The 26,442-nt window shown below is 63.0% G+C and carries 25 protein-coding genes; 13 read left to right on the top strand and 12 right to left on the bottom strand.

What is annotated here, in order from left to right; genetic code table 11:
• Window positions 1–71 precede the first annotated feature (71 nt).
• Window positions 72–1,616 carry an MFS transporter gene (locus BH682_RS16550; RefSeq protein WP_075833418.1) on the top strand — a complete coding sequence of 515 codons (1,545 nt, stop codon included), beginning with the start codon at window positions 72–74 and terminating at the stop codon, window positions 1,614–1,616.
• Window positions 1,617–1,637: 21 nt separating this feature from the next.
• Here the strand turns inward: BH682_RS16550 and treZ are convergent, their stop codons facing one another.
• Both treZ and BH682_RS16540 read right to left on the bottom strand, forming a co-directional pair.
• Window positions 1,638–3,359 carry a malto-oligosyltrehalose trehalohydrolase gene (gene treZ / locus BH682_RS16545; RefSeq protein ID WP_003941746.1) on the bottom strand — a complete coding sequence of 574 codons (1,722 nt, stop codon included), beginning with the start codon at window positions 3,357–3,359 and terminating at the stop codon, window positions 1,638–1,640.
• Window positions 3,360–3,428: 69 nt separating this feature from the next.
• Window positions 3,429–4,790, bottom strand: a complete 1,362-nt coding sequence (locus BH682_RS16540; protein WP_042921825.1) for an NAD(P)-binding domain-containing protein — start codon at window positions 4,788–4,790, stop codon at window positions 3,429–3,431.
• Window positions 4,791–4,886: 96 nt separating this feature from the next.
• On the opposite strand from BH682_RS16540, the gene BH682_RS16535 reads away from it, so the two are divergent.
• The 4 genes from BH682_RS16535 (at window position 4,887) to BH682_RS16520 (ending at window position 7,732) form a co-directional block, all read left to right on the top strand.
• Entirely contained in the window at window positions 4,887–5,771 is an 885-nt protein-coding gene (locus BH682_RS16535; protein WP_075833416.1) for a helix-turn-helix domain-containing GNAT family N-acetyltransferase, read from the top strand.
• 64 nt (window positions 5,772–5,835) lie between these two features.
• Window positions 5,836–6,222, top strand: coding sequence for an ArsR/SmtB family transcription factor (locus tag BH682_RS16530; protein WP_003941739.1), 387 nt, complete (start codon window positions 5,836–5,838; stop codon window positions 6,220–6,222).
• On the top strand, window positions 6,219–7,322 hold the full coding sequence (gene arsB / locus BH682_RS16525) for an ACR3 family arsenite efflux transporter (RefSeq protein ID WP_003941673.1): 1,104 nt from the start codon (window positions 6,219–6,221) through the stop codon (window positions 7,320–7,322). The genes BH682_RS16530 and arsB overlap by 4 nt, the downstream gene beginning before the upstream one ends.
• Entirely contained in the window at window positions 7,319–7,732 is a 414-nt protein-coding gene (locus BH682_RS16520) for an arsenate reductase ArsC (RefSeq protein ID WP_054781566.1), read from the top strand. The genes arsB and BH682_RS16520 overlap by 4 nt, the downstream gene beginning before the upstream one ends.
• A gap of 21 nt (window positions 7,733–7,753) precedes the next feature.
• Here BH682_RS16520 and BH682_RS37075 read toward each other — a convergent pair whose 3' ends face one another.
• The 3 genes from BH682_RS37075 to BH682_RS16510 are packed head-to-tail and all read right to left on the bottom strand — an operon-like array spanning window position 7,754 to window position 10,543.
• Window positions 7,754–7,885, bottom strand: a complete 132-nt coding sequence (locus tag BH682_RS37075) for a hypothetical protein (RefSeq protein WP_007733137.1) — start codon at window positions 7,883–7,885, stop codon at window positions 7,754–7,756.
• The gene (locus BH682_RS16515) at window positions 7,882–8,472 is read right to left on the bottom strand and encodes a TetR/AcrR family transcriptional regulator (RefSeq protein WP_003941800.1); all 591 of its coding nucleotides are present in this window, start codon (window positions 8,470–8,472) and stop codon (window positions 7,882–7,884) included. Before BH682_RS16515 ends, BH682_RS37075 begins: the two co-directional genes overlap by 4 nt.
• Before the next feature lie 58 nt (window positions 8,473–8,530).
• Window positions 8,531–10,543, bottom strand: a complete 2,013-nt coding sequence (locus BH682_RS16510; protein ID WP_003941782.1) for an MFS transporter — start codon at window positions 10,541–10,543, stop codon at window positions 8,531–8,533.
• A 179-nt stretch (window positions 10,544–10,722) separates the two neighbouring features.
• Between BH682_RS16510 and BH682_RS16505 the strand changes: the two genes are divergently transcribed.
• From BH682_RS16505 to BH682_RS16495, 3 genes are read left to right on the top strand one after another with little or no spacing between them, the layout of a single operon-like run.
• Window positions 10,723–10,917: a DUF1918 domain-containing protein gene (locus BH682_RS16505; RefSeq protein WP_003941743.1), complete on the top strand. Its 195-nt coding sequence runs from the start codon at window positions 10,723–10,725 to the stop codon at window positions 10,915–10,917.
• Window positions 10,918–10,974: 57 nt separating this feature from the next.
• Window positions 10,975–11,598, top strand: a complete 624-nt coding sequence (locus tag BH682_RS16500) for a TetR/AcrR family transcriptional regulator (RefSeq protein WP_030537114.1) — start codon at window positions 10,975–10,977, stop codon at window positions 11,596–11,598.
• Between the two features lie 57 nt (window positions 11,599–11,655).
• Window positions 11,656–12,012 (top strand): PLD nuclease N-terminal domain-containing protein, encoded by a 357-nt coding sequence (locus tag BH682_RS16495; RefSeq protein ID WP_003941757.1) that lies wholly within the window; start codon window positions 11,656–11,658, stop codon window positions 12,010–12,012.
• A gap of 1 nt (window position 12,013) precedes the next feature.
• Here the strand turns inward: BH682_RS16495 and BH682_RS16490 are convergent, their stop codons facing one another.
• A complete protein-coding gene (locus BH682_RS16490) occupies window positions 12,014–12,904 on the bottom strand; it encodes a LysR family transcriptional regulator (RefSeq protein ID WP_042921818.1) in 891 nt (296 codons plus the stop codon).
• An 83-nt stretch (window positions 12,905–12,987) separates the two neighbouring features.
• Here BH682_RS16490 and BH682_RS16485 point away from each other — a divergent pair, with 83 nt between their 5' ends.
• Window positions 12,988–13,884, top strand: coding sequence for an EamA family transporter (locus tag BH682_RS16485; RefSeq protein WP_042921816.1), 897 nt, complete (start codon window positions 12,988–12,990; stop codon window positions 13,882–13,884).
• 34 nt (window positions 13,885–13,918) lie between these two features.
• On the opposite strand, the gene BH682_RS16480 is transcribed toward BH682_RS16485, so the two are convergent.
• A complete protein-coding gene (locus BH682_RS16480; RefSeq protein WP_003941729.1) occupies window positions 13,919–14,512 on the bottom strand; it encodes a TetR/AcrR family transcriptional regulator in 594 nt (197 codons plus the stop codon).
• Between the two features lie 55 nt (window positions 14,513–14,567).
• On the opposite strand from BH682_RS16480, the gene BH682_RS16475 reads away from it, so the two are divergent.
• The gene (locus tag BH682_RS16475; protein ID WP_223304504.1) at window positions 14,568–15,014 is read left to right on the top strand and encodes a PaaI family thioesterase; all 447 of its coding nucleotides are present in this window, start codon (window positions 14,568–14,570) and stop codon (window positions 15,012–15,014) included.
• On the opposite strand, the gene BH682_RS16470 is transcribed toward BH682_RS16475, so the two are convergent.
• From BH682_RS16470 to BH682_RS16450, 5 genes are all read right to left on the bottom strand, one after another.
• Complete coding sequence (locus BH682_RS16470) at window positions 15,004–15,933, bottom strand: NADP-dependent oxidoreductase (protein ID WP_075833414.1); 930 nt, start codon at window positions 15,931–15,933, stop codon at window positions 15,004–15,006. The two genes, BH682_RS16475 and BH682_RS16470, sit on opposite strands and share 11 nt — an antisense overlap.
• A 66-nt stretch (window positions 15,934–15,999) precedes the next feature.
• Complete coding sequence (locus BH682_RS16465; protein ID WP_007733124.1) at window positions 16,000–16,812, bottom strand: mycofactocin-coupled SDR family oxidoreductase; 813 nt, start codon at window positions 16,810–16,812, stop codon at window positions 16,000–16,002.
• A gap of 94 nt (window positions 16,813–16,906) precedes the next feature.
• A complete protein-coding gene (gene treY / locus BH682_RS16460) occupies window positions 16,907–19,273 on the bottom strand; it encodes a malto-oligosyltrehalose synthase (RefSeq protein ID WP_063316130.1) in 2,367 nt (788 codons plus the stop codon).
• Window positions 19,274–19,286: 13 nt separating this feature from the next.
• Window positions 19,287–21,626: a glycogen debranching protein GlgX gene (glgX, locus tag BH682_RS16455; RefSeq protein ID WP_030537109.1), complete on the bottom strand. Its 2,340-nt coding sequence runs from the start codon at window positions 21,624–21,626 to the stop codon at window positions 19,287–19,289.
• A 57-nt stretch (window positions 21,627–21,683) separates the two neighbouring features.
• Window positions 21,684–22,976 carry an adenosylmethionine--8-amino-7-oxononanoate transaminase gene (locus BH682_RS16450; RefSeq protein ID WP_007733120.1) on the bottom strand — a complete coding sequence of 431 codons (1,293 nt, stop codon included), beginning with the start codon at window positions 22,974–22,976 and terminating at the stop codon, window positions 21,684–21,686.
• 38 nt (window positions 22,977–23,014) lie between these two features.
• Between BH682_RS16450 and BH682_RS16445 the strand changes: the two genes are divergently transcribed.
• The 3 genes from BH682_RS16445 to BH682_RS16435 all read left to right on the top strand — a co-directional run bounded on the left by BH682_RS16445 (window position 23,015) and on the right by BH682_RS16435 (window position 26,440).
• Window positions 23,015–24,160 carry an 8-amino-7-oxononanoate synthase gene (locus tag BH682_RS16445; RefSeq protein ID WP_007733119.1) on the top strand — a complete coding sequence of 382 codons (1,146 nt, stop codon included), beginning with the start codon at window positions 23,015–23,017 and terminating at the stop codon, window positions 24,158–24,160.
• A complete protein-coding gene (bioD, locus tag BH682_RS16440) occupies window positions 24,157–24,840 on the top strand; it encodes a dethiobiotin synthase (protein ID WP_075833413.1) in 684 nt (227 codons plus the stop codon). Before BH682_RS16445 ends, bioD begins: the two co-directional genes overlap by 4 nt.
• A 187-nt stretch (window positions 24,841–25,027) precedes the next feature.
• Window positions 25,028–26,440: a GGDEF domain-containing protein gene (locus BH682_RS16435; RefSeq protein ID WP_223304505.1), complete on the top strand. Its 1,413-nt coding sequence runs from the start codon at window positions 25,028–25,030 to the stop codon at window positions 26,438–26,440.
• The last annotated feature ends 2 nt before the right edge of the window (window positions 26,441–26,442 follow it).

The following is a 26,442-nucleotide window of genomic DNA, read 5'->3' as shown; positions in this document are numbered from 1 at the left end:
GACCTACTGTACCGGCTGGACGGTGCAGTGAAGTCTTTTCGAAAGAACTCAGAGAAAGTCGCAGGGGAGCAATGTCAGTGTCGGCAGATCACACGTCTGCAATCAATCCCGACGAGGTTCGGGCGACAAAGCGTGACTGGGCGGGCTTGATAGTCCTTGCCTTTGCTGTGTTGCTCATCGCAGTCGACGGCACGGTGCTCGATCTTGCGCTTCCGTTCATCAGCGCCGACCTCGAGCCGAGCAGCACGCAGTTGCTGTGGATCATCGACGTCTATTCGTTCGTGCTCGCCGGTCTGCTCATCACCATGGGTACGCTCGGCGACCGGATCGGTAGGCGAAAACTGCTCCTGATCGGCGCAGTCGGCTTCGGTCTCGCCTCGATCATCGCCGCTCTCGCTGTCAGTCCCGAGATGCTCATTGCCGCCCGCGTGCTGCAGGGTATTTCCGGTGCAACGCTGATGCCGGCCACCCTCGGTCTGATCCGTACGATCTTCGTCAATCCGCGTCAGCGCACCGAGGCGATCGGTGTCTGGGGCGCGATGGCCGGTGGCGGTACCGCGGCAGGCCCTTTGGTCGGTGGTTGGTTGCTCGAGCACTTCTGGTGGGGTTCGGTCTTCTTGATCAACATTCCGGTCATGATCGCGCTGGTTGTACTCGGCCCGATCCTGATCCCGGAGTCGAAGGACCCCAATCCGGGTCGATTCGACCTCATCAGCGCTGGTCTGTCGATGGCGACCATGTTGCCGCTGGTGTACGCGGTCAAGGAATCCGTGGTGCACGGCGTCAGCATCACGTTGCTGGTGATCGGCCTCGTTGGTCTCGCGGCGGGTTACGTGTTCGTGCGTCGTCAGCGGATGCTGAAGGATCCGATGTTGGATCTGAAGCTGTTTGCCAACGCGTCGTTCTCCACCGCCGTCATCACCAACCTGCTCTCGATCTTCGCGCTGGCAGGTGTCCTGTTCTTCGGCTCGCAGTACCTGCAGTTGGTGCTCGGTAACTCGGCGCTCGACGCCGGGCTGCTGATGCTCCCGGGTATGTTGCTCAGCGCATTCACCGCGGTTGCGGCGGCCTGGTTGATTCGCCGGTGGTCGGTGTCTCACGTGCTCAGCGCGGGCCTCGCGGTTGCCGGTATCGGTGCTGCGATGCTGCTCGCGCTCGGCGTCGACAGCGGCCCGTTGATGTTCGTGCTCGGCTTCGGTCTGGCCGGTGCTGGTGTCGGTGTCGCGTTGACGTTGACATCGGATCTCGTGGTCAGCTCGGTGGAACCCGAACGCGCCGGCGCTGCGTCCGCTGTGTCGGAGACCGCGTACGAACTCGGCATCGCGCTCGGCGTGGCGATCCTGGGCAGCGTGGTGATGGCGATCTTCCGCAAGGGAATCGACACCTCGATGCTCGAAGCAGATCAGGCGCACGCTGCACAGGGCACGCTCGGCGGTGCCCTGCAGGAAGCAACGTACCTACCTGGTGAACTCGGTTCGGTGCTTGCCGATTCCGCGAAGTCGGCGTTTGTCGACGGTATGCACGTTGCTGCCGGTGCAACAGCTTTGGTTCTGTTCGTCAGTGCCGCATTGGTGTTGCGGATGCTGCGGAGTACACCAGAGAACGCGAAGCGTTAATACCGGAATCTCGAGAGTTAGTCAGCTTTCGAGTACGACGAACGAGTGCCCCGGCACCACTGTTGCGGACGCGGTCTCGTCCTGTGTCGGCGGATCCCACCAGAGGATGGGGGTTCCGCCGGCCGGGACCGAGGCCGCGTCCGTTCCCAGATTGCACACGATCTGTAATGCGCCGCGGCGCAGGGTGATCCACTGGTCGTCCTCGTCGTAGTCGACGTGCAGGTGCCCCAGCCAAGGGTCGGTGATCTCGATTCGCTTCCTGCGCAGGGCAAGTAGATCGCGATAGCAGGCCAGGACGCGAGCGCGTGTCTCGTCGTCTCGCTCGTCCCAGTCCAGTTTCGATCGCAGAAATGTCTGTGGGTCTTGCGGATCCGGAATGTCGTCACTGTTCCAGCCGTGCGCCGCGAACTCCGCTTTGCGGCCTTTGGCAGTGGCCTCGCCGAGTTCCGGTTCCGGATGCGAGGTGAAGAACTGGAACGGAGTGGTCGCTCCCCATTCCTCGCCCATGAACAGCATCGGCGTGTACGGCGAGAGCAGGACCAGCGCCGCCTTGATCGCCAATTGTCCTGGCGTCAGATAGGCGCTCGGGCGGTCCCCGATCGCGCGGTTGCCGATCTGATCGTGGGTGCACGTGTATGCGAGCAGGGCGCTGGCGGGCTGATGCGTGATGTCGATCGGCCGGCCGTGAACCCGTCCACGGAACGAGGAATACGTTCCGGCGTGGAAGAAACCGCGCCGCAATGTATTTGCAAGGGATTCCAAGGATCCGAAGTCGGCGTAATAACCCTGGCGTTCGCCGGACACGGCCGTGTGAATGGTGTGGTGGATGTCGTCGTCCCACTGCGCGTCCAAGCCGAACCCGCCGGCCGCTCGTGGCGTGATCAGAGTGGCGTCGTTGAGATCGCTTTCGGCGATCAACGTGAGCGGTCGACCCAGATGAGCCGACAGTGTTTCCGTTCGGACGGCGAGTTCCTCGAGGATGTGCGTTCCGGTGTGATCGACCAACGCGTGGACGGCGTCGAGGCGTAGACCGTCGATGTGGAAATCACGCATCCATCGCAGGGCATTGCCGATGATGTACTCGCGAACCTCGCCCGACTGCGGGCCTCCGATGTTGATCGTTCGGCCCCAGGTGTTCGCTCCATCGGCAATGTAGGGGCCGAACTTTTCGAGGTAGTTGCCCGACGGGCCCAGGTGGTTGTAGACCACGTCAAGAATCACGCCGAGTCCGCGTTCGTGGGCCGCATTCACCAAGCGTTGCAATCCGTCCGGGCCACCGTAGATCTCGTGGACCGTGTACCAGAGCACACCGTCGTAGCCCCAGTTGTGAGTTCCGTTGAAGCCGTTGACCGGCATGATTTCCACGAAGCCGACGCCGAGGTCTACCAGGTGATCGAGACGTTCGATCGCGGCGTCGAATGTTCCTTCGGGGGTGAACGTTCCGATGTGCAGTTCGTAGACCGATGATCCTGGGAGTTGTCGTCCGGTCCACTGAGAGTCGGTCCAGGACGCCTCGTCGAGTTGGTGCAGTTGGGAGCGGAGATGCACGCCTTCGGGCTGGCGTGGTGAACGCGGATCCGGGAGTGTTTCACCGTCGACGACAAAGCCGTAGCGAGCGCGGTTGTCGCAGTCGACCTCGGCGCGCCACCACCCGTCGTCGGTCCGGTCCATCTCGTGCGTGATGCCGTCGACTTCGACCCGGACCGATTCCGGTGTTGGCGCCCAGACCTCGAATGTATGCACACGATCAGCATGCCTTGTTCGGCCGGATGTGGCAGCCCGGCGGGCTGGTTCCGTCGTCAAGGACTGTTTCTATCCGCAGGTGTTGCCGGACGGTGCAGACAGCGTGATCAGTTTCGGAGCGGGGGCGCTGCAGCATCCGCCCTCGGCTTTCCCTGTGTCGGTTTCTGCTGTGTCAGGTTCGTCGAAAATGCCTGCGCCGCCGCAGACTCCGGTCTCCGGAAGGATCAACTCGACGCGGGCCGCTGCTTCGTGATCGCCGGCGAGCTCGGCTGCGATGCTGCGAACCTGCTCGTAGCCGGTCATCGCCAGGAAGGTGGGTGCTCGGCCGTAGCTTTTCATTCCAGCCAAGTACACCCCCGGCTCCGGATGGCGAAGCTCCTTCGCGCCATGCGGGTAAACGGTGCCGCACGAGTGGACGTTCGGGTCGATCAGCGGAGCAAGCTCGACCGGTGCTTGTAAGACCGGGTCGAGGCCGAGTCGAATTTCCGAGAGCCAGGACAGATCGGGGCGGAAGCCGGTCAGCGTTATGACGTTGTCCACGTTCTCGATGCGATCACCCGCATCGGAGGCGAGTATGAGTTGTCCCGAAGGGGTAGTTGTCACCTCTGCGGTGCGGAAGCCGGTGACGACTCTCAACAGGCCATCCTCGACGGCCTTCTTTGCACGCAAGCCCAGGGCGCCGCGCGCGGGCAGTTCGTCAGCGTCGCCGCCTCCGAATGCAGAGCCGATGTTTCCTCGGCGGACCGCCCAGGTGATGCGGGTGCTCGGAGCCTGCTCCGCCAACCCTGACAGCGCAACGATCGCCGTCAGCGCGGAGTGGCCACTACCTGCGATGACGGTGTGCGTTCCGGCGAACTGTGCCCGCACTGCCGGATCGTCGAGATCAGGAACCCGGTACCGGATCGCAGTACCCACAGCGCCTTCGCCGAGTGCAGGAAGACCTTCACCACCGAGCGGGTTCGGGGTGCCCCAGGTGCCGGACGCATCCACAATGGCCTGGGCGAACATCCGATCCTCGGTTCCGTCCCGGCGCCGCAGGTGAATCGAGAGGGGTTCGCTGTCGCGTCCGGCGTCGACGACCAGGTCACGTCCGCGTCGAGCGACGCCGATCACCTCGGTGTCGAACTGGACCAGGTCGGCGAGGGCCGAGGCGAGTGGTTCGAGGTAGAGCTCGCGCCATTGCCGGCCGGTCGGATAGGTCTGCCCGTCGGGTGAGCTCCATCCATTCTGGTCGAGGAGTCGCCGCGCGGCGGGGGAGACGAGTTCGGACCACCGGGAGAACAGTCGAACGTGATTCCACTCGGAGATCGCAGCACCGGCTGTGGTTCCGCGCTCGAATACAAGGGGTGTGAGTCCGCGCTCGCGCAGTTCTGCTGCGGCTGCCAGGCCGATCGGGCCGGCCCCGATCACGACAACGGGTAGGGGGTTCATTTTCGTGCCTTTCATCGACGATTATCGATCTACGGAGAACTGTATCGACGATCATCAATGTAGGCAACCATCGACAGCTGTCGATATAGTGGAGAGATGACTTCGCTGCAGACTCCGACGGTGCGAGTCGGCGATTCGGACTGGGATCAGATCCGTTCTTCCGTCCTCGCGCAGGGCGATGCCGATACCTACGCGCAGTGGTTCGCCTGCCTTGCCGAGCCGATGCGCGTCCGATTGCTTCACCGGGTAGCGAGCGCGGTCGGTGGTATTACCGTCGGAGCGCTCGCCGAGGCGTTGGGGATCGGGCAACCGACGGTGTCGCACCACCTGCGCAAGCTCGCCGATGTGGGTTTTGTGACCATGCGTAAGGAAGGGACGAGCACGGTCGTCGCGATGAGTCCGACGTGTTGCGTTGCCTTGCCGCAGGCGGCGGATGTGGTGATGGGAGTCCTTGCTCCGCGTCCGTGCTGCCCGAGTGATCTGCCCGACGATGTCTCTGTCCGGGCCATGATCGACGACGACTGGGATGCGGTTCGCCGTATTTACGGCGAGGGTATCGACACCCGAAATGCCACCTTTGCCGCTGAGGTCCCCTCGCGTGAGCATCTCCACGAACGGTGGCTGCCGCAGCATCGATGGGTGGCGACTATCGGGGGTGTTGTTGTCGGATGGGCTGCGTTGAGTCCGGTTTCCGAGCGTGACTGCTACCGCGGGGTTGCCGAGAACTCCGTGTACGTTGCGGACGGCATGCGTGGTCGTGGCGTCGGAAAGGCGTTGTTGCGTAAGCAAGTCATGGCCGCCGACGCCGACGGACTCTGGACTCTGCAGACGTCGATGTTCCCGGAGAACCGTGCCTCCATCTCGCTCCATCATTCGGCCGGGTTTCGAACGGTCGGCCTTCGCGAGAAGATCGCCGAACTCGACGGCGTGTGGCGCGACACTGTTCTGCTCGAGCGTCGAACGGCGATCGCCGAGGGATGAGTCCGGGATCCGGCTGACCGGATGCCCGATTGCGCGTTGATTCGATATCTGTCAATATCGAAGAATGTCGAATCAAGAGCTGCCGGACTCCGAGGCTTGCTGCACCCCGCTCGTTCGTGAACCGTTGACCGAGGATTGGGCCGGCGACTTGTCTCGGATGTTCAAGGCCCTCGGCGATCCGGTTCGTCTCCGCTTGCTCAGCTTGGTGGCAAGTCACGAGGGTGGTGAAGCCTGCGTCTGCGACATCTCCGACTCGTTCGATCTGTCTCAGCCGACTATCTCGCATCACCTGAAGGTGTTGCGCCAGGCCGGGCTGCTCGATTGTGAACGACGCGGGACCTGGGTGTACTACTGGGTTATTCCGGCTGCGCTGCAACAGCTTTCCGCCGTTCTGCTGGTAGAAGGTGCGAGCGTGAGTGCCGCGGACGCGTGCGCTGAGGTCACCGCATGAGCAACACCGCTGCCACCACCGAACACCCCGAAGTCGTCGGAAAACTCTCCACCCTCGACCGCTATCTGGCGGTCTGGATCGGCGTGGCCATGGTCGTCGGCCTGCTGGTTGGACGCTGGATCCCCGGTGTGAACACTGCCCTGGACAAGGTGCAGATCGACGGCATCTCGCTACCGATCGCCCTCGGTCTGCTGATCATGATGTACCCGGTCCTGGCGAAGGTCCGCTACGACCGCCTCGACACAGTCACCGGGGACAAGAAACTCCTCGCCGGCTCCCTGTTCCTGAACTGGGTTCTCGGCCCGGCGCTGATGTTCGCCCTCGCCTGGCTGTTTCTGCCTGACCTGCCGGAATACCGAACCGGTTTGATCATCGTCGGTCTCGCTCGCTGCATCGCGATGGTGATCATCTGGAACGACCTGGCCTGCGGAGACCGCGAAGCCGCCGCGGTGCTGGTCGCCATCAATTCGGTGTTCCAGGTGATCATGTTCGCCGTGCTCGGTTGGTTCTACCTCTCGGTCCTGCCCGGGTGGCTCGGCCTCGAACAGACCACCATCGACACCTCGCCCTGGCAGATCGCCAAATCCGTTCTGATCTTCCTCGGTATCCCGCTGCTGGCAGGTTTTCTGTCCCGCTTCTTCGGCGAACGCGCCAAAGGCCGCGACTGGTACGACAACAAGTTCATCCCCAAGATCAGCCCCTGGGCGCTCTACGGTCTGCTGTTCACCATCGTCGTGCTCTTCTCGATGCAGGGCGAACAGATCACCTCCCAGCCTTGGGATGTCGTCCGGATCGCGCTGCCCTTGCTCGCGTACTTCGCGCTCATGTGGGGCGGAGGCTACATCCTCGGCGCCGCAATCGGATTGGGCTATGAACGCACCACGACCCTGGCGTTCACCGCCGCGGGCAACAACTTCGAACTCGCGATCGCGGTAGCCATCGCCACCTACGGCGCCACCTCGGGGCAAGCTCTTGCCGGTGTCGTCGGCCCGCTGATCGAGGTACCGGTGCTCGTCGGGCTGGTCTATGTCTCCCTTGCTCTACGCAAACGCTTTGCAGTCGAAGAGGTTTCATCCAGTCGAGAAAGAGCGAGGTCATGAGCAAACCATCGGTGTTGTTCGTCTGCGTCCACAATGCCGGTCGATCTCAGATGGCCGCGGGATTCCTGAGCCATCTCGCAGGCGACGCCATCGAGGTCCGTTCCGCCGGATCCGCACCCGCCGAGACCGTCAATTCGGCAGCGGTCGAGGCGATGGCAGAGCGCGGTATCGACATCTCAGCGCAGTCTCCGAAGATCCTCACTGTCGACGCCGTCCAGGATTCGGATGTCGTCATCACCATGGGCTGCGGCGACACGTGCCCGATCTTCCCCGGCAAGAGTTACCGAGACTGGGTTCTCGACGACCCGGCCGGACAGGGCCTTGAAGCAGTTCGCCCGATCCGTGACGAAATCGAGCGGCGCGTTCAAGCTCTGATCGACGAACTCACCACTGCCGCGAAGTCTTCCTGACCGATCGGGGACTCGACAGGATCATTCGCCCGCGGGCTCGATGTGTTCGGCACCGAGGACGGAGAGTCGGTATTCCTGTGCGTCCTGCTCGGTTTCGAAATCTTTCTCTTCGAGGAGATTCCGGTCGGCGTCGAGGTATCGGTAAGTAGTCATTCCTCCACCGTGTCACTGATGAACGATTCGTGCTCGGATACCGGTTCGATTTCGTCGACGGCTATTTGAATCAGCCTTCCGTAGCGCCGGATCAGATCCTCCGACGACAGTGAATCCTCACCGAGGAGTTCGAGCGTCCGCATGCCGGTGGCCAGTCCGAGCAGCAGTGAGACGACGATCTGGCTGCGTACCAAACCGGGCTCCGTGTCGCCGATGCGGCGCGCGATCCCGTGAACGTATCGTTGCTTGATCTCGGCCCGAGCGGCGGCCGGATCTGGCGCCTCGTGAACGTGTACTGCGAGCATTGCCCACGGATCGGTTTCGTCGGATTCTCTACGAGCGACAAGTTTCTCGACCAGTTGACAGCCGATGTCTCCGGTGGCGTCGGCATTCGGATCCTCGTCCATCGGAGGTGCGGACGGGATCGCAGCCGAGTACAGCCGAGCTTTGCTGCCGTAGATCTTCATGACCAGGGCAGGGGAGTAGCCGGCTGCGACCGCGATGTCCTTGATGGTCGTCGATGCGTAACCTCGTTCCGCGAACAAGGCTTTCGCTGCTGTGAGGATGCTGGCTTCGCCGCTGCTCATGTCGCTCGCCTCCGCCTCGATACCCGATCGCCATGCGTTCGGTTGCTCGTACTGGCGTTCATACTGTCGTCAACGGCTCGGCATCGACGGGTACGTCGAAATCGACGACGGTGGACTGCGCGATGACCGCTATCTGACGAGCCAATGTGCCGTGTCCGCTCTCGGTCAGCGCGGTCAGGATGTACCGGCCGGATGTGGGAAGTGCGATTCCGTAGTGCCCGGTTCCGTCGGTGACCGTGGATGCGACGAATTCGCCGGTCGGTTTCGTGAGCGTGACGACGGTTCCCGAGGTTGTTCGGCCGCCGACTCCGACCTTGCCGGAGATGGTGAGGCGGTCACCGAGTTCGACGGTGTGCGTCGATTGCGCGCTGTCGAAGCTGATTACCTGTGATCTCGGGGACCAACCGTCGGCGCTCGTGACCACCAGGTACCGGCCGGGCCGGGGTAGGGCGAGGGAGAAGTTGCCCTCGTTGTCGGCGCGACTCCAGTCGATCGGTCGCCCCTCCATGTCCATCACGGTGACAACGGCCTGCCGGATCGGTCGGCTGTCGGCCCGGATCACACGACCGGCAACCACAATTTCCGTTTCGGACACGGCGGCGTCGGGAAGCTCGAACCCTTCCGGGGTCACCGGGCGAAGTGCCGCTTCCGGTTTTGCGCCGCGGCGAGGAATGAACGCAGCGGCAGCGGCAGCAGCCACGGCGGCGAGGGCGGCCAGCCAGAAGATGTTCTTGAAGGCGTCGATCGACGGAAGGCCCTCGCCCGGCCCGGACGGGATGACCATCGACGTGAGCATGGCGGCAACCACCGCGCTGGACGTGGAAGTACCGACTGAGCGGAGCAGCGAATTGAGGCCGTTTGCCGACGCGGTTTCGGTAATCGGAACCGATCGCATGATCAGCATCGGCATCGCGGAGTAGGCAATTGCGGTTCCGATGCTGACCACCGCCGCGCTGATGATGATCAGTGCTATCGAACCGGTCAGGAACACTCGCGCGATGTAGGCGAGCGCGAGCACCGTGCCGCCGACGATCAGGGTGATCTTGGCTCCGAATCGCTTCGTGATGTTCGCGGAGACGGGCGCGAAGAAGACCATCGCGAGGCCTGCCGGAATCATGCACAGTCCGGCCGCCATCACGCCCAGTTCGAAGCCGTAGCCGGAGATCTTCGGCATCTGAAGTTGTTGGGTGGTGGAGAGGTTGTTCGCGTACATCGAGAAGCCGACGAGGATCGAGGCGACGTTGGTCAGCAGAACAGGCCGCTTGGCCGACGTTCGTAGATCGACCATCGGCTGGGTGACGCGGAGTTCGTAAGGGAACCACAATGCGAGAGTCACGATTCCGATGACGAACATCAGCAATGTCAGTTCGCTCGTCCATCCCCAACGGGCGCCCTTGGAGATGGCGAGGAGGATCGCCGTGAGTGCTGTCGAGAGCATGACCGCGCCCAGGAAGTCGAATTTGCCGCGGGTACGAACACTCGATTCCGGGACGACGACGGCTACCGCGATGATCAGCAGGACGCCCACGATCGCCGAGAGCCAGAAGATGGCGGGCCAGCCCAGATGCTCGAAGATCAACCCGGACAGCGGGAGCCCGAGTGCGCTGCCGATTCCGAGAGTGGCACTCATCAACGCTGTTGCCGACGCCACCTTCTCCTTGGGCAGTTCGTCGCGCATGATGCTGATTCCGACGGGGATCATCGAGATCGCGAAGCCCTGGAGACCACGTCCGATCAGCAGGGCGACAAAGTTGCCGCCGATCGCCGCCACCAGTGATCCGACCACGATCATCGTCATCGAGATCAGCATCATGCGTCGTTTTCCGAACATGTCTGCCAGGCGGGAGACGATCGGAGTGGCGACGGCACTCGTGAGGAGCGTGACGGTGACGAGCCAGGAGGCGTCGTCAGCGCTGACGCCGAGGATCTTCGGGAAATCGGGCAACAACGGAATGACCATCGTTTGTTGCAGCGCGACCACGGTGCCGGAAAGACAGAGAATTGCGGTAATGAGCCGACTTGAACGGCGAGTGGTCGGAGACGAGTGCAATGCCAAGAGACGGTCCTTCACGCGGCGATGGTGAACGGGAATTCACCCATGAGTGAACCACTGTTCACCCGTCACTGTCACCTTCGGTGAATATGCGATTTCTCACGACGGCAACTCGCCCCAGGGTTTCCGAGTCGGCATGGCGGGAACAACGTCAGTGGTTGGTCTGCGCCTGCGCGAGCGGGCAGCGAGGAGGAGTGATGCATGCCGAAGTGGGTGACCGTCTCCACGTCCAGGGGCGCGTTGTGGGGCAGGCGGAGGTAACTGCCGAGGTTCTCGAGGTGCACGGCGAGGACGGCGGTCCTCCCTATCTGGTCAGGTACGACAACGGCCACGAGGCGTTGGTGTTTCCCGGTAGCGACGGCTGGATAGACCACCCCGGAAAAGGCTCCTGAGCTGCACGATTCTTTCCATGCATGGTCGTTGCATCGAATGCGGCTAAAGTGTGCGCAATGGAGGGCAGACGCCAGTACCACTCCCGCGTGCGTGAAGCTTCCGCGCAGCGAACGCGTGAACTCATTCGTGATGCGGCGACGGCCTTGTTTGTTCGAGACGGGTATGTCAGTGCCACCGTCAAGCAGATTGCCGCCTCGGCCGGCGTCGCCGATCGGACGGTGTTCACAGCCTTCCCTGGCGGGAAACTCGAGATCTTCGAAGCGGCCCTCGCTGCGGCGCTCGATGCCGAAGAGGTTCCACTCGGCGCGCCGAACCTGGCCTCGGACCCCGATGACGTTCGCCGGATCGTCTCCCAGATCGTGGCTCAGGGCATCGGACTGCTCGAACGTGCCGGCGCTCTGATGATGGTCGCGGTCGAATCCTCGGGTGCGGATGCCGACATGCGTCGACTATCCGAGGAGTCGTCGGATCAGTCGGCCGTCAATGCGATGTCGATAGCCGAGGGTCTCTCCGAGCATGGCTTGTTGAGGCCTGAGATTTCGCTCGAGAAAGCCGCGGGCATACTTGCCGCTTTCGTCTCGCCTCAGCTTCATCAGCAATTGCGTCGGGTCAGTGGGTGGGACGTCGATGCGTACCGAGGATGGCTCGAGTTCAACATTCGCCAGAATCTAATGTACTAATTGGTCTGTTTTCGTTAGCATGGCGAGGGTTTTTTATTCTCGGGAGGAATCGCCAGCGTGCCCTATGCCTTGTTCGGCCTCATCACGATGTTGCTGTGGATTTTCTGCATCGTCGACGCCATCACGAGAGATGACGCCTACATCCAGTACCTACCCAAGGTCGTCTGGATTCTGATCATCATCTTCCTTCCTACTTTGGGATCGGTTCTGTGGCTGGTGGTCGGGCGCGGACAGAACGCGCCCCGCGGTTACGTCGGCCCAACCGGTTACGGCGAATACGAGCGCCCGGGACGTGCCGTTGCGCAGGATCCGGCGGCGGACGAAGCCTTCTTGCGTCAGTGCCGCGAGCGGGCGGAAGAGCAGCGTCGAATTGCCAAGCAGCAGCGCCGCGACGGCGACGCTGATCGGATGTGAGTTATCGGTAGGCCGTGAGTCGGTCCAACACGAGCCGAAGCGGCGGCCACGACGATCGGCCGCGACGCGTCACCGCATAGGCAGTGAGGATGACGGGCGGATCGACGAGTGGTTCGACGCGCACGCCTTCGCGAGTCTTGCGTTCGAGCGGCATCAGCCCCACGCCGTAACCACTGAGGATCAAGAGTTCGACCAAGTCGAGACTGTCGATCTGGTGAGTGATCCGAGGGGTGAACCCGGCCAGCGACGCGAGGGTTCGCACAGCGCGCTCGTCTGCCGTGTTGCGTGAGTTCACTATCCATGACGTGTCGGCGAAGGCGCGGAGATCGATTCCGGATTCTGTGGACTTGTCGGGAGCTTTGGCGTCGTCGGGAACACACAGTCCCCATGGCGTCGACCAGAGCGGAATTGCTTCGAGTAGTGGGCTCGGCGACGCGGGGGCAAGGTTGTAGTCGTACGTCAGTGCGAGGTCTAGATCGTCGCGTTCGAGGAGTGCAAAAGCCTCGACGGGTTCGTATTCGTAGATCATCACGTCCACCTGCGGGTGACTGCGTTGCAGGCTCCGAGCGACGGGGAGCATCGCGGTTCTGATCGCAGTTGCGAATCCGCCGACTCGCAGGGTCCCCACCGGTTCCGCGTCCGGATCGAGGTCCAGGCGAGCTGCATCGACGGCTGCCAGGATGGTGACGGCATGATCGGCCAGTCGTTGACCGGCCGGCGTCAGCCGCACCCGGCGACCGTCGGGCTCGATCAGTGCGGTACCGGTCTCCGCGGTCAAGGCCGCGAGTTGTTGGGACACTGTCGACGTCGTGAGGTTGTGCGCTTCGGCGACCGCACGCATCGAACCCAAGCGGGAGAGTTCGAGGAGGAGATGGAGTCGACGGGTTTCCATCCTTCGATCATTCACTAATCGTGAACATAATGTAGGTCAAAATCGCGTGGACACGAACGGTTGGCCTCCCGTTCAATTCAGCTATGGATACGAAAGCGCGGGCCGGAGTGGGCCTGGCTGTTTTGGCGATGTTGTGCGTGCAGCTCGGGCTCGCCGTGTCGGTGGGCCTGATCGATCAGCTCGGCGCAGACGGAGCGGCGTGGCTACGACTCGCCTGGGCAGGCATCATTCTTCTGATCATCGTCAGGCCCCGCCCTTCGGCGTTCACTCGCAAGGCGTTTCTGGCTTGCGTGGTTCTGGGTGTGGTCACCGCAGGCATGACGCTCCTGTTCATGGCAGCGGTGGAGCGCCTTCCGCTGGGAACAGCAAGCGCATTGGAATTCTTGGGTCCGCTGACGGTTGCTTTGCTCCGGGGGCGTGGCCGCGTTCTGTGGCCGGTTCTGGCAGGCGTGGGCGTCGTGCTTCTCACCGAACCGTGGGCCGGGACAGTCGATCTGGTCGGTGTGGCGTACGCACTCGGTGCGGCGCTCTGCTGGGCGATGTACATTTTGCTCACCCAGCGCGTCGGCGACGAGGTTGCCGGTATCAACGGGCTGGCGGTGTCGATGGCGGTAGCCGGGTTGGCCGCGACAATTGCCGTAGGCCACTCGGCTATCGGGCGGCTGACTCCGCATCTGATTCTCGTGGGCCTCGGACTCGCGATCTTGCTGCCCGTCGTGCCGTTCGTTCTGGAGATGGTCTCGTTGCGAAGGCTGTCCACGGCGGCGTTCGGCACGCTGATGAGTCTCGAGCCTGCTTTCGCGCAGCTTATCGGTCTGGTTGTGCTGCAACAGGTTCCGAGTGTTCTGGCCGTGGCAGGTATCGCGTGCGTCGTCGTCGCAGGGATCGGCGCGGCCCGCGGTGGTGCTCGAGGTGGCGCCCGGAAGCCGACTGAGCCACCCTCCGATTCCGAGCGAACGTACCTTTCGGCGCCTTCATGAGACCGAGAGTGCCGTTCGCTCAGGTCGCGTTCGCTCAGTGCGAGTGCGCCGCGGCGATTGCTCCGTCGAACACGTCGGCGACCTCGCCGAGGGAATCGAGAATCGGCTGACCGGATCGTTCGACGCGAGCCCGCACCAGCGAGCCCTCGAGCGCGGACACTGCCAGGACGGCAAGCCGTTCCGCTCGCGCACGTCCGACCCCGGACGCGATCAGTGTGTCGCGCAGTAGCGAAGTCCACTGTCGATACACCGCCTGTCCGGCGGCTGTCACGCTCTCCGAATCGGGGGCAAGTTCCAACAACACCGTCGTGATCGGCGAGCCTTCGTGGAAATCCGAATCGCTCACCCATCCGGCGAGCAACCGCGCGTACTCGCGCAGTAGCGACCCGGCGTCCGATTGGCTGTCGGCGAGTTCGGTCAGGGTGTCGGTGACCAATTGCCCGCCGACGCGGACGACCTCTTCGCCGATCTGCTCTTTGCCGCCGGGAAAGTAGTGGTAGAGCGAACCTTTCGGCGCCCCGCTCGACTTGAGGATCTCGTTGAGGCCCGTTGCCGCATACCCCTGGCGGCGAAACAGATCGGCCGCAGCTCGTACGAGTGCTTCGCGGTGTTTCGGGGGAGTCGCCACGAGTTGGAGCTTAAACACCCCAGCGATCCACCACAATCTATGTAGACTGGTCTACATGGGAAATTCTGAAATGCTCGAACAGTTGCGCGCGGTCAACGCCTCGGCGGCCTTCAACCGGTGGGCCGGATTCGAAGTCACGGAGGCCGAACCGGGTCGCGTTTGTCTGCGGCTCGAATGGCGTGAGGATCTGGGCCAGTACTCGGGACACCTGCACGCTGCGCTCGTGGCGGGACTCGTCGACACCGCGTGCGGATTTGCTGCTTTCACCCAGGTAGGTGTCGTGGCGGCGTCCAACTGCGCGGTCAATTTCGTGAGTCCGGGCGTCGGAACCGCATTTGTCGCTACGGCGCGCTCGGTCAAGGCCGGGCGCAAGCAGGTGTTCGTCACTGCCGAGGTACATGCCGAACGCGAAGGCGAATCCGTGCTCGTCGCGTTCGGCACCACCCTGTTGGTTCCACTCGCCCCTCAGACACAGGGAACCGCAAGCAACGTCAGGGAATGAGGATGAACTTTCCCGCGGGGTGCGAACTCTGCAACTCGGTGTGAGCGAGTGCCACGTCCGCTAGCGGGAAGGTCTTGGCGACCTTCACGATGAGGTGTCCGGAACCGGCTTGTTCGACAAGTTCGGATCGTGCCTTCAAACGCGCTTCCGCACTTGCCGGATTGCCTCCGCCGACGGAAGCGAAGCCGTCGGTCTGGGCGCGTCCGAACGCGACGATGGTGACGATGCGACTCTTGTCGGTGACCAAAGCCAGAGATGCATCGACGGCTTCGTCCGTTCCGGCGGTGTCGAACGCCGCATCGACGCCGTTCGGCGCGAGTTCACGGACACGCGCTTCGAGGCCGTGGCCGTAGAGCACAGGCGTGGCGCCGAGCGAGCGCACGTAATCCTGATTCGAGGCTCCCACAGTGCCGATCACCGTAGCTCCGCGACCAACTGCCAGCTGAACAGCGATCGCGCCGACGCCGCCGGACGCGCCGTGGATGAGAACGGTGTCGCCGGAACCGACCCGAATGGTGTCGAGGGCGTCGACTGCAGTTCCGCCGACCAGAAGGAGGCCGGCTGCCTGTTCCCAGCTGATGCCTGCGGGCTTCGCGGTGACAGAGGAGACCGGCACGACTACTTGTTCGGAGTAGAGGCCGTTGCCGGGGCTGACGATCACTTCGTCGCCGACGTTCACATTTGTGACGCCGTCGCCGACAGCCGAGACGACGCCCGCTGCCTCGCCGCCGAGGCGGATGGGAAGTTTCTCGGGGTCGGTGCCGAAAGCGCCGCTGTAGAGCTTGAAGTCGAAGGGATTGACGCCGATCGCCTTCACGTCGACCAGGACTTCACCTGATTTCGGTGCCGGTAAATCGACGTCCACCAGCTTCAGGACCTCGGGCGTGCCGTACGTCTGCGCTACAACAGTTTTGGTCATGTCTCGCGCAACCGTCCTCGGGGAAGCGATATTCCCCGAGGACGGGAAAAACTCGAGAAGATTCGATCAGCGGATCAGGGTGCCCAGATCGAGCGGCATCGCGATGCCGGTGATGTGATGGGCCTCGTCGGAACCGAGGAACGCGACGGCGGCGGCGATGTCCTCCGGCTGGCTGACCGGGTCGGGCAAGGTCTGCATGAAGATCGGACCGAGTGTGTGGGCGTTGGCGTCGATGAGCGGCCGCATGTCCGTCATCTGCATTCCGGTTTCCACGCCGTGTGGGTGGATGGTGTTGACCCGAATGTTGTACTGCCCCAACTCCGAGGCCATCGTCTTGGCCAGACCGGTGATGCCGTGTTTGCTCGCGACGTAATGGCCGAGGAAGGGGAGGCCGCGCAGGCCGGCGACGGAGCTGGTGAAGATGATCGAGCCACCGGTGCCTTGCTTGATCAGGTGCGGGATCGCTGCCTTGGCGGTGTGGAAGACGCCGGTCAGGTTGACGTCGAGCGTTTCCTGCCACTGCTCGGGCGTGATCTCCCAGGACATGTTGGCAGAACAGATTCCGGCGTTCGCGACGACGACGTCAAGTCGCCCCAATTCGTCGATGCCGGCCGCGAGCGCCGCGGACAGCGCAGAGAAGTCGCGAACGTCGGTCTTGGTAGCGACAATTCGACGGTCCAGGGCCTTGACCAGTTCGACTGTCTCGGCCAGGTCGTCGTCGGTGGCGCCGGCATACGAGGTGGATTCGAATTGAACACACGCGTCGACGGCGATGATGTCTGCGCCCTCTTCTGCCAGCCGGACAGCTTCGGCGCGCCCCTGACCACGGGCGGCTCCGGTGATGAAGGCAACTTTTCCGGTGAATCGACTGGCGGCCATGCTCAAACCTCCGACTAGTGGTGATGATCTGCTCTTCGGAAGTTAGCGCGACGAAGTTCTTTTCGGGGGTGAATGCCCAGTCAGCGGAAACCGCTCAGCGCACCCTGGTCAACAGGGCACATGGCCCGGCAGCGAAGATGTCCCGCGCATCCGAAGACAAGACGGGTTGTCCGCTCAGTGCGTCGACCCATTCGCCATCTGGCAGGTCCACTCGCGTATCTCTCCAACCGTGCGACGAGAGTCTGAGCGAATGTCGCGTCGCCAGAGCAACGACCATAGGCGGATCACCTGCCGGGCCGCGCGAGAAGCCGACCAGATGACCGGATCCGGAACCTGAAGCGAAGACCGGCCGGTACTCACCGTGATCGAACCACGAGGGGTTCTCCCGCCGCAGTGTCAGTGCCGTGCGAACGAGGTGCAACTTTGCGGTTCCTGTTGCGTCGATCGGCGCGGCGCCGGAATCGAGCAGTGATCGCCTCGTTCCGTAGTCGACAAGCCGCCGGTTGTCCGGATCGACCAACGAGTCCTCCCACAGCTCAGTGCCCTGGTAGACGTCGGGAACGCCGGGCCCGAGAAGTTGGAGCAGCTTTTGGCCCAGAGAGTCCGACCAGCCGTGACGCGCGATCCGGCCGACGAATTCGCTGACCGAATCACCGACCGGGCCGTCGATCACCTCGTCGATCCAGCGGTGCACTGCCGACTCGAAGTCGACGTCCGGATCGTTCCAGGAAGTTCTGGCGCCGGACTCGCGGACGGCTTTCTCCGCATAGGCGTGCAAACGCTCGCGCAGCTCTGGAACCGAGGCTGCCGAGCGGCCGTCCGCCGGCCACACACCGATGATGTTCTGCCACAAGAACAATCCGGTAAGCGGATCAGGGCTGGGGCACACGTCTTCCCACTCGCGAATCAGCCGGGCCCACAGCGTCGGCACCTGAGACACAACACCGATCCGTGCCCGTACGTCCTCGCCGCGTTTGGTGTCGTGAGTGGACAGACTCGTCATCGCGCGCGGCCACCGCTTCGCTCGGTCCGCGTTGTGGAGATGGAATTCGGCGACGGAGACGGCAAGCGATGCCGGGTTGCCGCCGACTTCCTGACGTGAGACCAGGCGCGCCGTCCGATAGAAGAGTCGATCTTCGACGGACTTGGCCATGACAGCGCCACACACCTGCTGGAAGCGAACTGAGGCTTCACCGCTGTTCACCAGGGATTGCGCCAACACGTTGAACGATGGTTCATGTCCGGGAGCCAATTCGTGCATGTCGCCGACGATCCGAGCGGCCAAACCGGCGAGGGGACTGTAGTCGGATCGGTACACCGGCATCCGAGCGATCGCGACGACAACTGCGTCGTTCAGTTCGGTCTCACTGCAACGACTTCCGGTTTCGCGTCGGATTGCACGCACGAGCCTGCGAACCTCCGGTGCAAGGTCACCGCGCCCGGTGTCGCGTTTGAACTGACGTTCGGTGTGATGCAACCATGCACTGTCCCCGTCGTCGCCGGTCAGATCTGCCGAGAGTTCGGTCAATTCGAGTTCGGCGGCGGGATCGACGAAAACGCCGCCCAGCTGATTGAGGGCGTCGTATCCGGTGGTGCCGTCGATCGGGAGCATCGGATCGAGTGGTTCCGTATGGCCGAGGATCTTTTCGATCACGAGCCACTGATCTGGTCCGATCAGTTCTCGCAGGCGCCCGAGATATTCCGCCGGATTCGCGAGTCCGTCCGGGTGATCGATGCGAACGCCGTCGATCAGTCCTTCGTCGACCCACGACTTTACTTGCCGATGGCAGAGTTCGAAGACTTGGGGGTCCTCCTGGCGCAGCGCAGCGAGTTCGTTGACGGCGAAGAACCGTCGGTAATTGACGATCCCGGCGTTCCACGGTACGAGTCGGTACGACTGCCTGGAGTGCACCTCCTGTGGAGATCCGAATTCAGTACCGGCAGCGATGGGGAAGCGGTGCTCGTAGAACGCGAGAAGTGTTTCCTCGCCATCTTTCTCGACAGTCAGTGCGTCGAGATCGTCCGGGCTACCCAGTACCGGGAGTGAGAGTTTGCCGTCGGCGCCGTTGGCTCCGTTGTCCTCGGCCCAATCGACGTCGAAGAAATCCGCGTACTCCGACGACTGCCCGTGCGTGAGAACGTCCCACCACCAAGCATTTTCGCGAGGTTTGGCGACACCGACGTGGTTGGGGACCAGATCGACGATCAGGCCCATCCCACGTGATCGAACGGCGCGCGAGAGCTCCACCAGGGCCTCGCGGCCACCAAGTCCTTCGGACACGGTTGTCGGATCGGTGACGTCGTAGCCGTGCGTCGATCCGGACGTCGCAGTGAGGATGGGGGAGAGATAGAGATGTGAGACCCCCAATGCCTCGAAGTAGTCCACCTGTGCGGCCGCATCACGAAGAGTGAATGCATCCGGTCGCAACTGCAGTCTGTAGGTGCTGGTTATCGGGGCCATGTGCACGTCTCCCTCAGGCGGTTCTGCGAAGTACCGTCAATGCTCGCGCTTTTACATCCAATGTTGTTCCGGCTTTGATCACGGTATCGCTCTCACCGGTGGGGACCGAGGTGTCCAGTACGACGGTCCACTCCGACGCGTAGTCCGCGTTGGGGGTGGAGAATTCGAGATCTTCGTAGTGGGCGTTGAAGCAGAGAAGGAACGAATCTCCCGTGACGCGCTCGCCGCGGTAGTTCGGTTCCGGGATCGCGTCACCGTTGAGAAAGACAGCCAACGACTTGCCGAAACCGCTGTCCCAGTCGGCCGGAGTCATCTCTTCGCCAGACGGCGTGAGCCAGGCGATGTCGCGACTCTGGTCGCCGCTTCGAATAGGTCGCCCCTCGAAGAATCGACGACGCCGGAAGACCGGGTTCTTGGCGCGCAAGGCAATTGCGCGCTTGGTGAACTCGACGAGGTCGGCGTTGGTTTCCGCGAGAGTCCAATCCATCCATGACAGTTCCGAATCCTGGCAGTAAACGTTGTTGTTACCCTGCTGAGTTCGGCCCATCTCATCGCCGTGAGCAAGCATCGGGGTGCCCTGGCTGAGCATCAGCGTAGCCAGTATGTTTCGGCTCTGACGTCCACGCAGTTCGAGGATTTCCGGGTCGTCGGTGGGGCCTTCGACTCCGCAGTTCCACGATCGGTTGTGCGATTCGCCGTCGTTGTTGTTCTCACCGTTGGCTTCGTTGTGCTTCTCGTTGTACGAGACGAGGTCGTGCAGGGTGAAACCGTCGTGAGCGATGACGAAGTTGATGCTCGCGCCAGGGCGACGTCCGGTGGCCTCGTAGAGATCAGAGGATCCGGTGAGACGTGAGGCGAACTCCCCGAGCGTTGCCGGCTCACCACGCCAGTAGTCGCGGACGGTGTCGCGGTATTTGCCGTTCCATTCGGTCCACAGGCCGGGGAAGTTGCCGACCTGGTAACCGCCTTCGCCGACGTCCCACGGTTCGGCGATCAGCTTCACCTGACTGACGATCGGATCCTGTTGCACGAGATCGAAGAAGGCCGAAAGGCGGTCCACGTCGTGCAGTTCACGGGCGAGTGTCGAGGCGAGGTCGAAGCGGAAACCGTCGACGTGCATCTCCGTGACCCAGTACCGCAGAGAGTCCATGATCAATTGCAGCGTATGCGGATGACGGGCGTTGAGGCTGTTGCCCGTTCCGGTGTAGTCCATGTAGTGCTCTTCGTCGCCGTCGACCAGGCGGTAGTAGGCGGCATTGTCGATTCCGCGGAAGCTGATGGTCGGCCCCATGTGATTGCCCTCGGCGGTGTGGTTGTAGACCACGTCGAGGATCACTTCGATACCCGCCTGGTGGAAGCTGCGCACCATGGCTTTGAATTCCGCTACGGCCGCATCGGGTTTCGTGGCCGAGGAGTAGTCGGTGTGTGGAGCGAGAAAGCCGAAGGTGTTGTAACCCCAGTAGTTTCGCAGACCTTGGTCGAGAAGCACCTGATCGTGCATGAACTGGTGGACCGGCATCAGTTCGATCGCCGTGACACCCAGATCGGTGAGGTGCTCGATGATCACCGGATGAGCGAGCCCCGCGTACGTGCCGCGCAATTCCTCCGGAACTCCGGGATGCGTCGCGGTCATACCCTTGACGTGCGCTTCGTAGATGACCGTCTCGTGATACGGACGCTTCGGCGAGTGGTCGGACGCCCAATCGAAGAACGGGTTGATGACGACGGTCGACATCGTATGGCCGAGCGAATCATGTTGGGGGAAAGGGATGGTGGCGGGTTCGTCGACGAGTGGTTCCGGCTCGAAGGGTTCGGGCTCGAGGATCTCGTCCGATTCCTGATCGCCCGTGGGCGAGTCGTCTTCGAGGCCCACCTCGTCCGATTCGGCTTCCGAACTCGTTTCGTCGGTAGCCTCTTGCGGCCCCACGGCGGGAGATTCGTCGTCTCCTGAAGGTTCGGGGTCCGCCGCCGATTCGACGTCGTACGAGAACAGCGAACGGTCTCCGTCGAAGTCTCCGTCGAACGCTTTTCCGTACGGGTCCAGCAGGAGTTTGCTCGGATCGCATCGCAGACCTGCAGCCGGATCGTACGGCCCGTGTACGCGGTAGCCGTATCGCTGGCCGGGGGATACCGACGGAAGGTACGCATGCCAGACGTAACCGTCGACCTCGTCCATCCGAATGCGGGTTTCGGTTCCGTCCTTGGCGATCAGGCACAGCTCGACGGCCTCGGCGACCTCGGAGAAGAGCGAGAAATTGGTCCCAGCGCCGTCGTAGGTGGCACCGAGTGGGTACGCACTGCCAGGCCATACCGGGATGGGAGTGGCTGAGGTCTCGCTCGGCGGTTGATCCATGAATCAGACCCTATCGGGTGCAGCCGATCGAATCTCGTCGACTGTCTACGGTGCCGATCACCGTTTCGCCTGGCTGCGGGCGGTTGCAAGCATTCCGGCTGTGATCTGTTCCACCTCTGCCTCCGAACACAGGTACGGAGGCATCGCGTATACGAGGTTGCGGAACGGCCGGAGCCAGACGCCGGCGTCGACGGCTGCATCGGTCGCGCTCTGCATGTCGACCGGCTGTTCGAGTTCGATCACTCCGATTCCGCCTTTGACGCGGACGTCGACGACCCCAGGAATTGTGACGGCTTCGGCGAGGCCTCGAGCGAGGCCACGTTCGAGGGTTGCGACGTCACGCCGCCAGTCCATCGCAAGCAGAAGTTCGGTCGACGCCACCGCGACGGCGCACGCGAGTGGATTGCCCATGAAGGTGGGGCCGTGCATCAGCCCGCCGCCCTCACCGGCAGTGATGGTCTCCGCGATCTCCGTGGTGCACAGCGTTGCCGCCAGACTCATATACCCGCCGGTCAGTGCCTTGCCGACGCACATGACGTCGGGACTGACGCCGGCGTGATCGGCGGCGAACAATTCTCCGGTGCGTCCGAATCCGGTCGCGATCTCGTCGAAGACCAGGAGGACTTGGTACTTGTCGCAGAGGTTACGCAGGTCGATCAGGTACGCGGGATCGTGGAAACGCATTCCGCCGGCGCCTTGGACCACTGGTTCCACGATCACCGCTGCGAGGTGCTCGTGATGCTCGGCCAAGAGCGATTCCAACTCCTGCACGTATTCGGGGAGATAGCCCGCCGGGGGAGCCTGCGCGAAGACCTGAGGGCGCAGGACGTCGGTCCAGAGAGAATGCATGCCGCCGTCGGGATCGCAGACGCTCATGGGGGTGAAGGTGTCACCGTGGTATCCGCCGCGCCAGGTCATCAAACGATTCTTCGACGGCTTTCCGAGGCTCCGCCAGTACTGCAGGCACATCTTCACTGCGACTTCGACGGCCACCGAACCGGAGTCGGAGAGGAACACCTTGTCGAGGTGAGGTGGTGTGATGTCGACGAGCAGTCGCCCGAGGCGAGCGGCGGGTTCGTGCGTCAGTCCGCCGAACATGACATGGCTCATTTTGCCGAGCTGCCGTGCGGCGGCGGTGTCGAGCACGGGATTGCGGTAGCCGTGAATGGCGGCCCACCACGAGCTCATCCCGTCGACCAATCGGCGGCCGTCGGAGAGCGTCAGGGTAGCCCCCTGCGCAGAGTCGACGATCAGCGGACGAGTCGACGCGGGAAACGATCCGTACGGATGCCAGAGGACATCGGCATCGATGGCGGAGACGTCATGGGGATCAAGTCCGGTTGTGAGCACGGATGCACCCTAACCATTGAGTTGAACGGTGTTCAAGTATGGTCGGAAAAGTGAACACCTCGCTGAATTGGCTGACGGCCGTCGAAGCGGACCGCAGGGCCGCTGGACTGCGTCGCGAACTCCGTCCTCGCACGGTCGACTCCCCGTTGATCGACCTGGCGTCGAACGATTACCTCGGACTCGTGCGGCACCCCGATGTGATCGAGGGTGCCGCGGCGGCTCTGCGCCGTTGGGGCGCGGGCGCCACGGGCTCTCGTCTGGTCACCGGCACCACCACCGAACACGAACTGCTCGAAGTCGAACTGGCCGAGTTCGTCGGGGCGGACTCCGGACTTGTCTTCTCCTCCGGTTACACAGCCAATCTCGGCGCGGTGACGGCGCTCTCGGGTCCAGGGTCGTTGATCGTCTCCGATGCGGGATCGCATGCCTCGCTGGTGGATGCCTGCCGCCTGTCACGTGCTCGGGTCGCCGTTGCTCCGCATTCGGACGTGGGCTTTCTCGCCGACACGTTGCGCAGCAGAGTGGAAGAGCGAGCGCTGGTCGTCACCGATTCGGTCTTCAGTGCCGACGGAGACCTCGCGCCACTGCGGCAGATGCATCAGGTGTGCCGCGAGTACGGGGCGATCCTGTTGGTCGACGAGGCGCATGGCATCGGTGTGCGCGGTGCCGGTGGACGTGGACTCGTCCACGAGTCGGGCCTGGCCGGTGAACCCGACGTCGTCGTGACGGCAACACTGTCCAAGTCGCTCGCCAGCCAGGGCGGAGTTGTGCTCGGTGACAACAAGATCCGCGCGCATCTCATCGACGCGGCAAGAACGTTCATCTTCGACACCGGTCTCGCACCGGCCGCCGTAGGCGCGGCCAGGGCTGCACTCGCCGTACTCCAGCGTGAGCCGACGCGAGCGCTCGACGTCCTGGCCCGGGCATCCGAGTTGGCGGACGTCACCGGTGCTCCGTCGCCTGAATCTGCTGTCGTCTCAGTCGTTCTCGGTGATCCGCAGCGGGCGTTCGATGCCGCGTCGGCGTGCCGGGATCAGGGGTTGCATGTCGGTTGCTTCCGCCCGCCGTCGGTTCCGGAAGGAACGTCACGGCTGCGTCTGACCGCACGAGCGACGCTGTCCGCATCCGAGATGGAGCAGATCGCTCTCGTACTGCGCGAAGTATTGGCCGGAGCCCGAGCATGAGCATTTTCCTGGTGACCGGAACGTCGACCGACGTCGGAAAAACAGTGGTGACAGCCGCATTGGCATCGGTGGCCTTGCAGTCGGGCAAGTCGGTTGCAGTGCTCAAACCGGCCCAGACCGGCGTCGACGTGGACGGTGCGGGTGATCTGGCCGAGATCGAGCGTCTGACCGGCGGCGGCGTGACGCTGGTCGAGTTGGCGCGGTATCCCGAACCTTTGGCGCCGGATACTGCTGCCCGTCGAAGTGGTCTGCCGTTGTTGGCGCTCGACGAAGTAGTCCGAGTTGCTCGCGACCTGGACACCACCCACGACCTGACCCTGATCGAAGGCGCCGGCGGCTTGCTGGTCCGCTTGGGCGTCGACGGGTTCACCGCTCGCGATCTTGCCGCGGCTCTGGCAGTGCCAGTGGTGCTGGTGGTTGCGTCCGGCCTGGGCACGCTCAATCACACCGCACTGACCGTGGAAGCCCTACGTGCATCCGGCGTGGACTGCGCCGGGTTGGTGATCGGTTCGTGGCCGCAGGAACCGGACCTCGCCGAGAGATGCAATCGCGAGGATCTGGTTTCGGTCAGCGGTGTTCCCCTTCTCGGGGTAATGCCTGCCGGAAGTGGAGGCGTGAGTGTCCGAGAGTTTGCTCGCACCGCTTCGATCACGCTCGGTGAACTTCATTTGACGAACTGACGACGTAGCATCCGATTTGTCCGCATCGATAGCCAAGGCACAGTGGGGCGCCTTGGGTTTCGACGTCCCTCGCGTACGATTCCGGTCGGTATATTTCGACGGGTGTCTTGCGGCGACCCTGCATCCGGGGCGCCTTGGTCACCGACAGTGGTTGTCGAATTGTGAGTAGGTCAGTCGAATGTAGGTGGTGAGCACGGTCGAAAAGTCGTTGTCGTCATCGGCCGTTCGTCGCGCACTGCTTATCGGCGTAGTCGTCTTCGTCTCGTGCCTGGTCGGAATTCTGAGCCGTCTGCCGGGCACGCTTGCAGTCTTCTGGCCGGCGAACGCGCTGCTACTCGGGATCCTCTTTCGGTCGCCGCGTTCCGCCACACTGCTCACCTGGATCTGCGTCGTAGTCGGTTATGTCGGAGCCGACCTAATCACCGGTGGGGCATGGGAGTCCACGGTGTGGCTCAACGCGGCCAACATCGTCGGGGTTGCGAGCGGCTTCTACGCCTTTCGCTGGGTCGACAGTGAGGACCGTCGACTGACCAGTATTCAGTCCGTCGGCTATCTCGTGTCGATGACTGTCGCCGCCGCGTCGATGGCGGCGCTCGTGGGCGGAATCGCGAACCGCGTGCTGTTCGGCGGGCAGTGGTGGGACGGCTGGTTGCTCTGGTTCTCGAGTGAGTTCGTCAACTACATGACCATCGTCCCCTTGGTGCTGACATTCCCTTCGCTTCGACGAGTGGATCGAGAACCGAAAGCTGTTGCCACGCTTGTGCGTCGATCAGTCGTTCCGACGGCGCTGCTGGCCGTCTGCATCATCTTGGAGTGGGTGGTAGGCGGTGCCGGAGCGATCGCGTTTGCCATGCCGGCGCTGGTGACTGCAGCCTTGCTCACCAATGTATTTGTCACGTCGGTGCTCACCGCTGTGTCAACTGCCTGGACGTTGGTACTGACGGCCGACGGCCATCTCGGATTGTCCAGCGAGGGCGTCTCGCCGGTCAGCGCGTCGGTCCAGATCGGATTGTCGCTGCTGGCGGTAGCGCCGATCGCGGTGGCCTGTGTGATCCTCGAGCGTCGCCGCGCGCTCGAGGCACTCACCCAGGCCGTCACCCACGACGATCTCACCGGTGCGTTGCGCCGGGACGAATTCCTGCGGCGAGGCGGCAGCGTGACGGGTGCGACCGATCCGCGTCGCCCCTCTGGACGTCCGGTCAGCGTCCTGATGATGGATCTGGATCACTTCAAGATGGTGAACGACAACCTCGGTCATCGTGCCGGCGATACAGCGTTGGTGAGTTTTGCCGATCAGGTGCGGCGGCACCTCGATGACAAGCATCTCTTCGCCCGATTGGGCGGCGAGGAGTTCGTCGTACTGATGGCCGGTGTCGATCTCGAGGGTGCGACCGAAACAGCCGAGATGATTCGACGCGCGCAAGCGGAGAATTCGTCGGCAGTATTGGGTGAATTCGGGCCGACCGTCAGCATCGGTGTCGCGTGTTCACCCCACGGCGACGCAGACCTGACGCAATTGGTCGATTGCGCTGACGAGGCGTTGTATCGAGCGAAGAAGTTGGACCGCAATCGAACCGTGGCGCTCACGGTCGGTAGCTGAAG

The sequence above is a fragment of the Rhodococcus sp. YL-1 genome (assembly GCF_001942025.1).
In the GTDB taxonomy this organism is placed as follows: Bacteria; Actinomycetota; Actinomycetes; order Mycobacteriales; family Mycobacteriaceae; genus Rhodococcus_F; species Rhodococcus_F qingshengii.
This window is presented reverse-complemented; position numbering and strand designations above follow the sequence as displayed.

Bases quoted from the DNA above. Each gene is read 5' to 3' on its own strand.
- BH682_RS16550 (WP_075833418.1), top strand. From the start codon at position 72: ATGTCAGTGTCGGCAGATCACACGTCTGCAATCAATCCCGACGAGGTT.
- BH682_RS16540 (WP_042921825.1), bottom strand. From the start codon at position 4,790: ATGAACCCCCTACCCGTTGTCGTGATCGGGGCCGGCCCGATCGGCCTG.
- BH682_RS16535 (WP_075833416.1), top strand. From the start codon at position 4,887: ATGACTTCGCTGCAGACTCCGACGGTGCGAGTCGGCGATTCGGACTGG.
- BH682_RS16530 (WP_003941739.1), top strand. From the start codon at position 5,836: ATGTCGAATCAAGAGCTGCCGGACTCCGAGGCTTGCTGCACCCCGCTC.
- arsB (WP_003941673.1), top strand. From the start codon at position 6,219: ATGAGCAACACCGCTGCCACCACCGAACACCCCGAAGTCGTCGGAAAA.
- BH682_RS16520 (WP_054781566.1), top strand. From the start codon at position 7,319: ATGAGCAAACCATCGGTGTTGTTCGTCTGCGTCCACAATGCCGGTCGA.
- BH682_RS37075 (WP_007733137.1), bottom strand. From the start codon at position 7,885: ATGACTACTTACCGATACCTCGACGCCGACCGGAATCTCCTCGAAGAG.
- BH682_RS16515 (WP_003941800.1), bottom strand. From the start codon at position 8,472: ATGAGCAGCGGCGAAGCCAGCATCCTCACAGCAGCGAAAGCCTTGTTC.
- BH682_RS16505 (WP_003941743.1), top strand. From the start codon at position 10,723: ATGCATGCCGAAGTGGGTGACCGTCTCCACGTCCAGGGGCGCGTTGTG.
- BH682_RS16500 (WP_030537114.1), top strand. From the start codon at position 10,975: ATGGAGGGCAGACGCCAGTACCACTCCCGCGTGCGTGAAGCTTCCGCG.
- BH682_RS16490 (WP_042921818.1), bottom strand. From the start codon at position 12,904: ATGGAAACCCGTCGACTCCATCTCCTCCTCGAACTCTCCCGCTTGGGT.
- BH682_RS16485 (WP_042921816.1), top strand. From the start codon at position 12,988: ATGGATACGAAAGCGCGGGCCGGAGTGGGCCTGGCTGTTTTGGCGATG.
- BH682_RS16475 (WP_223304504.1), top strand. From the start codon at position 14,568: ATGGGAAATTCTGAAATGCTCGAACAGTTGCGCGCGGTCAACGCCTCG.
- BH682_RS16470 (WP_075833414.1), bottom strand. From the start codon at position 15,933: ATGACCAAAACTGTTGTAGCGCAGACGTACGGCACGCCCGAGGTCCTG.
- BH682_RS16465 (WP_007733124.1), bottom strand. From the start codon at position 16,812: ATGGCCGCCAGTCGATTCACCGGAAAAGTTGCCTTCATCACCGGAGCC.
- treY (WP_063316130.1), bottom strand. From the start codon at position 19,273: ATGGCCCCGATAACCAGCACCTACAGACTGCAGTTGCGACCGGATGCA.
- glgX (WP_030537109.1), bottom strand. From the start codon at position 21,626: ATGGATCAACCGCCGAGCGAGACCTCAGCCACTCCCATCCCGGTATGG.
- BH682_RS16445 (WP_007733119.1), top strand. From the start codon at position 23,015: ATGGTCGGAAAAGTGAACACCTCGCTGAATTGGCTGACGGCCGTCGAA.
- bioD (WP_075833413.1), top strand. From the start codon at position 24,157: ATGAGCATTTTCCTGGTGACCGGAACGTCGACCGACGTCGGAAAAACA.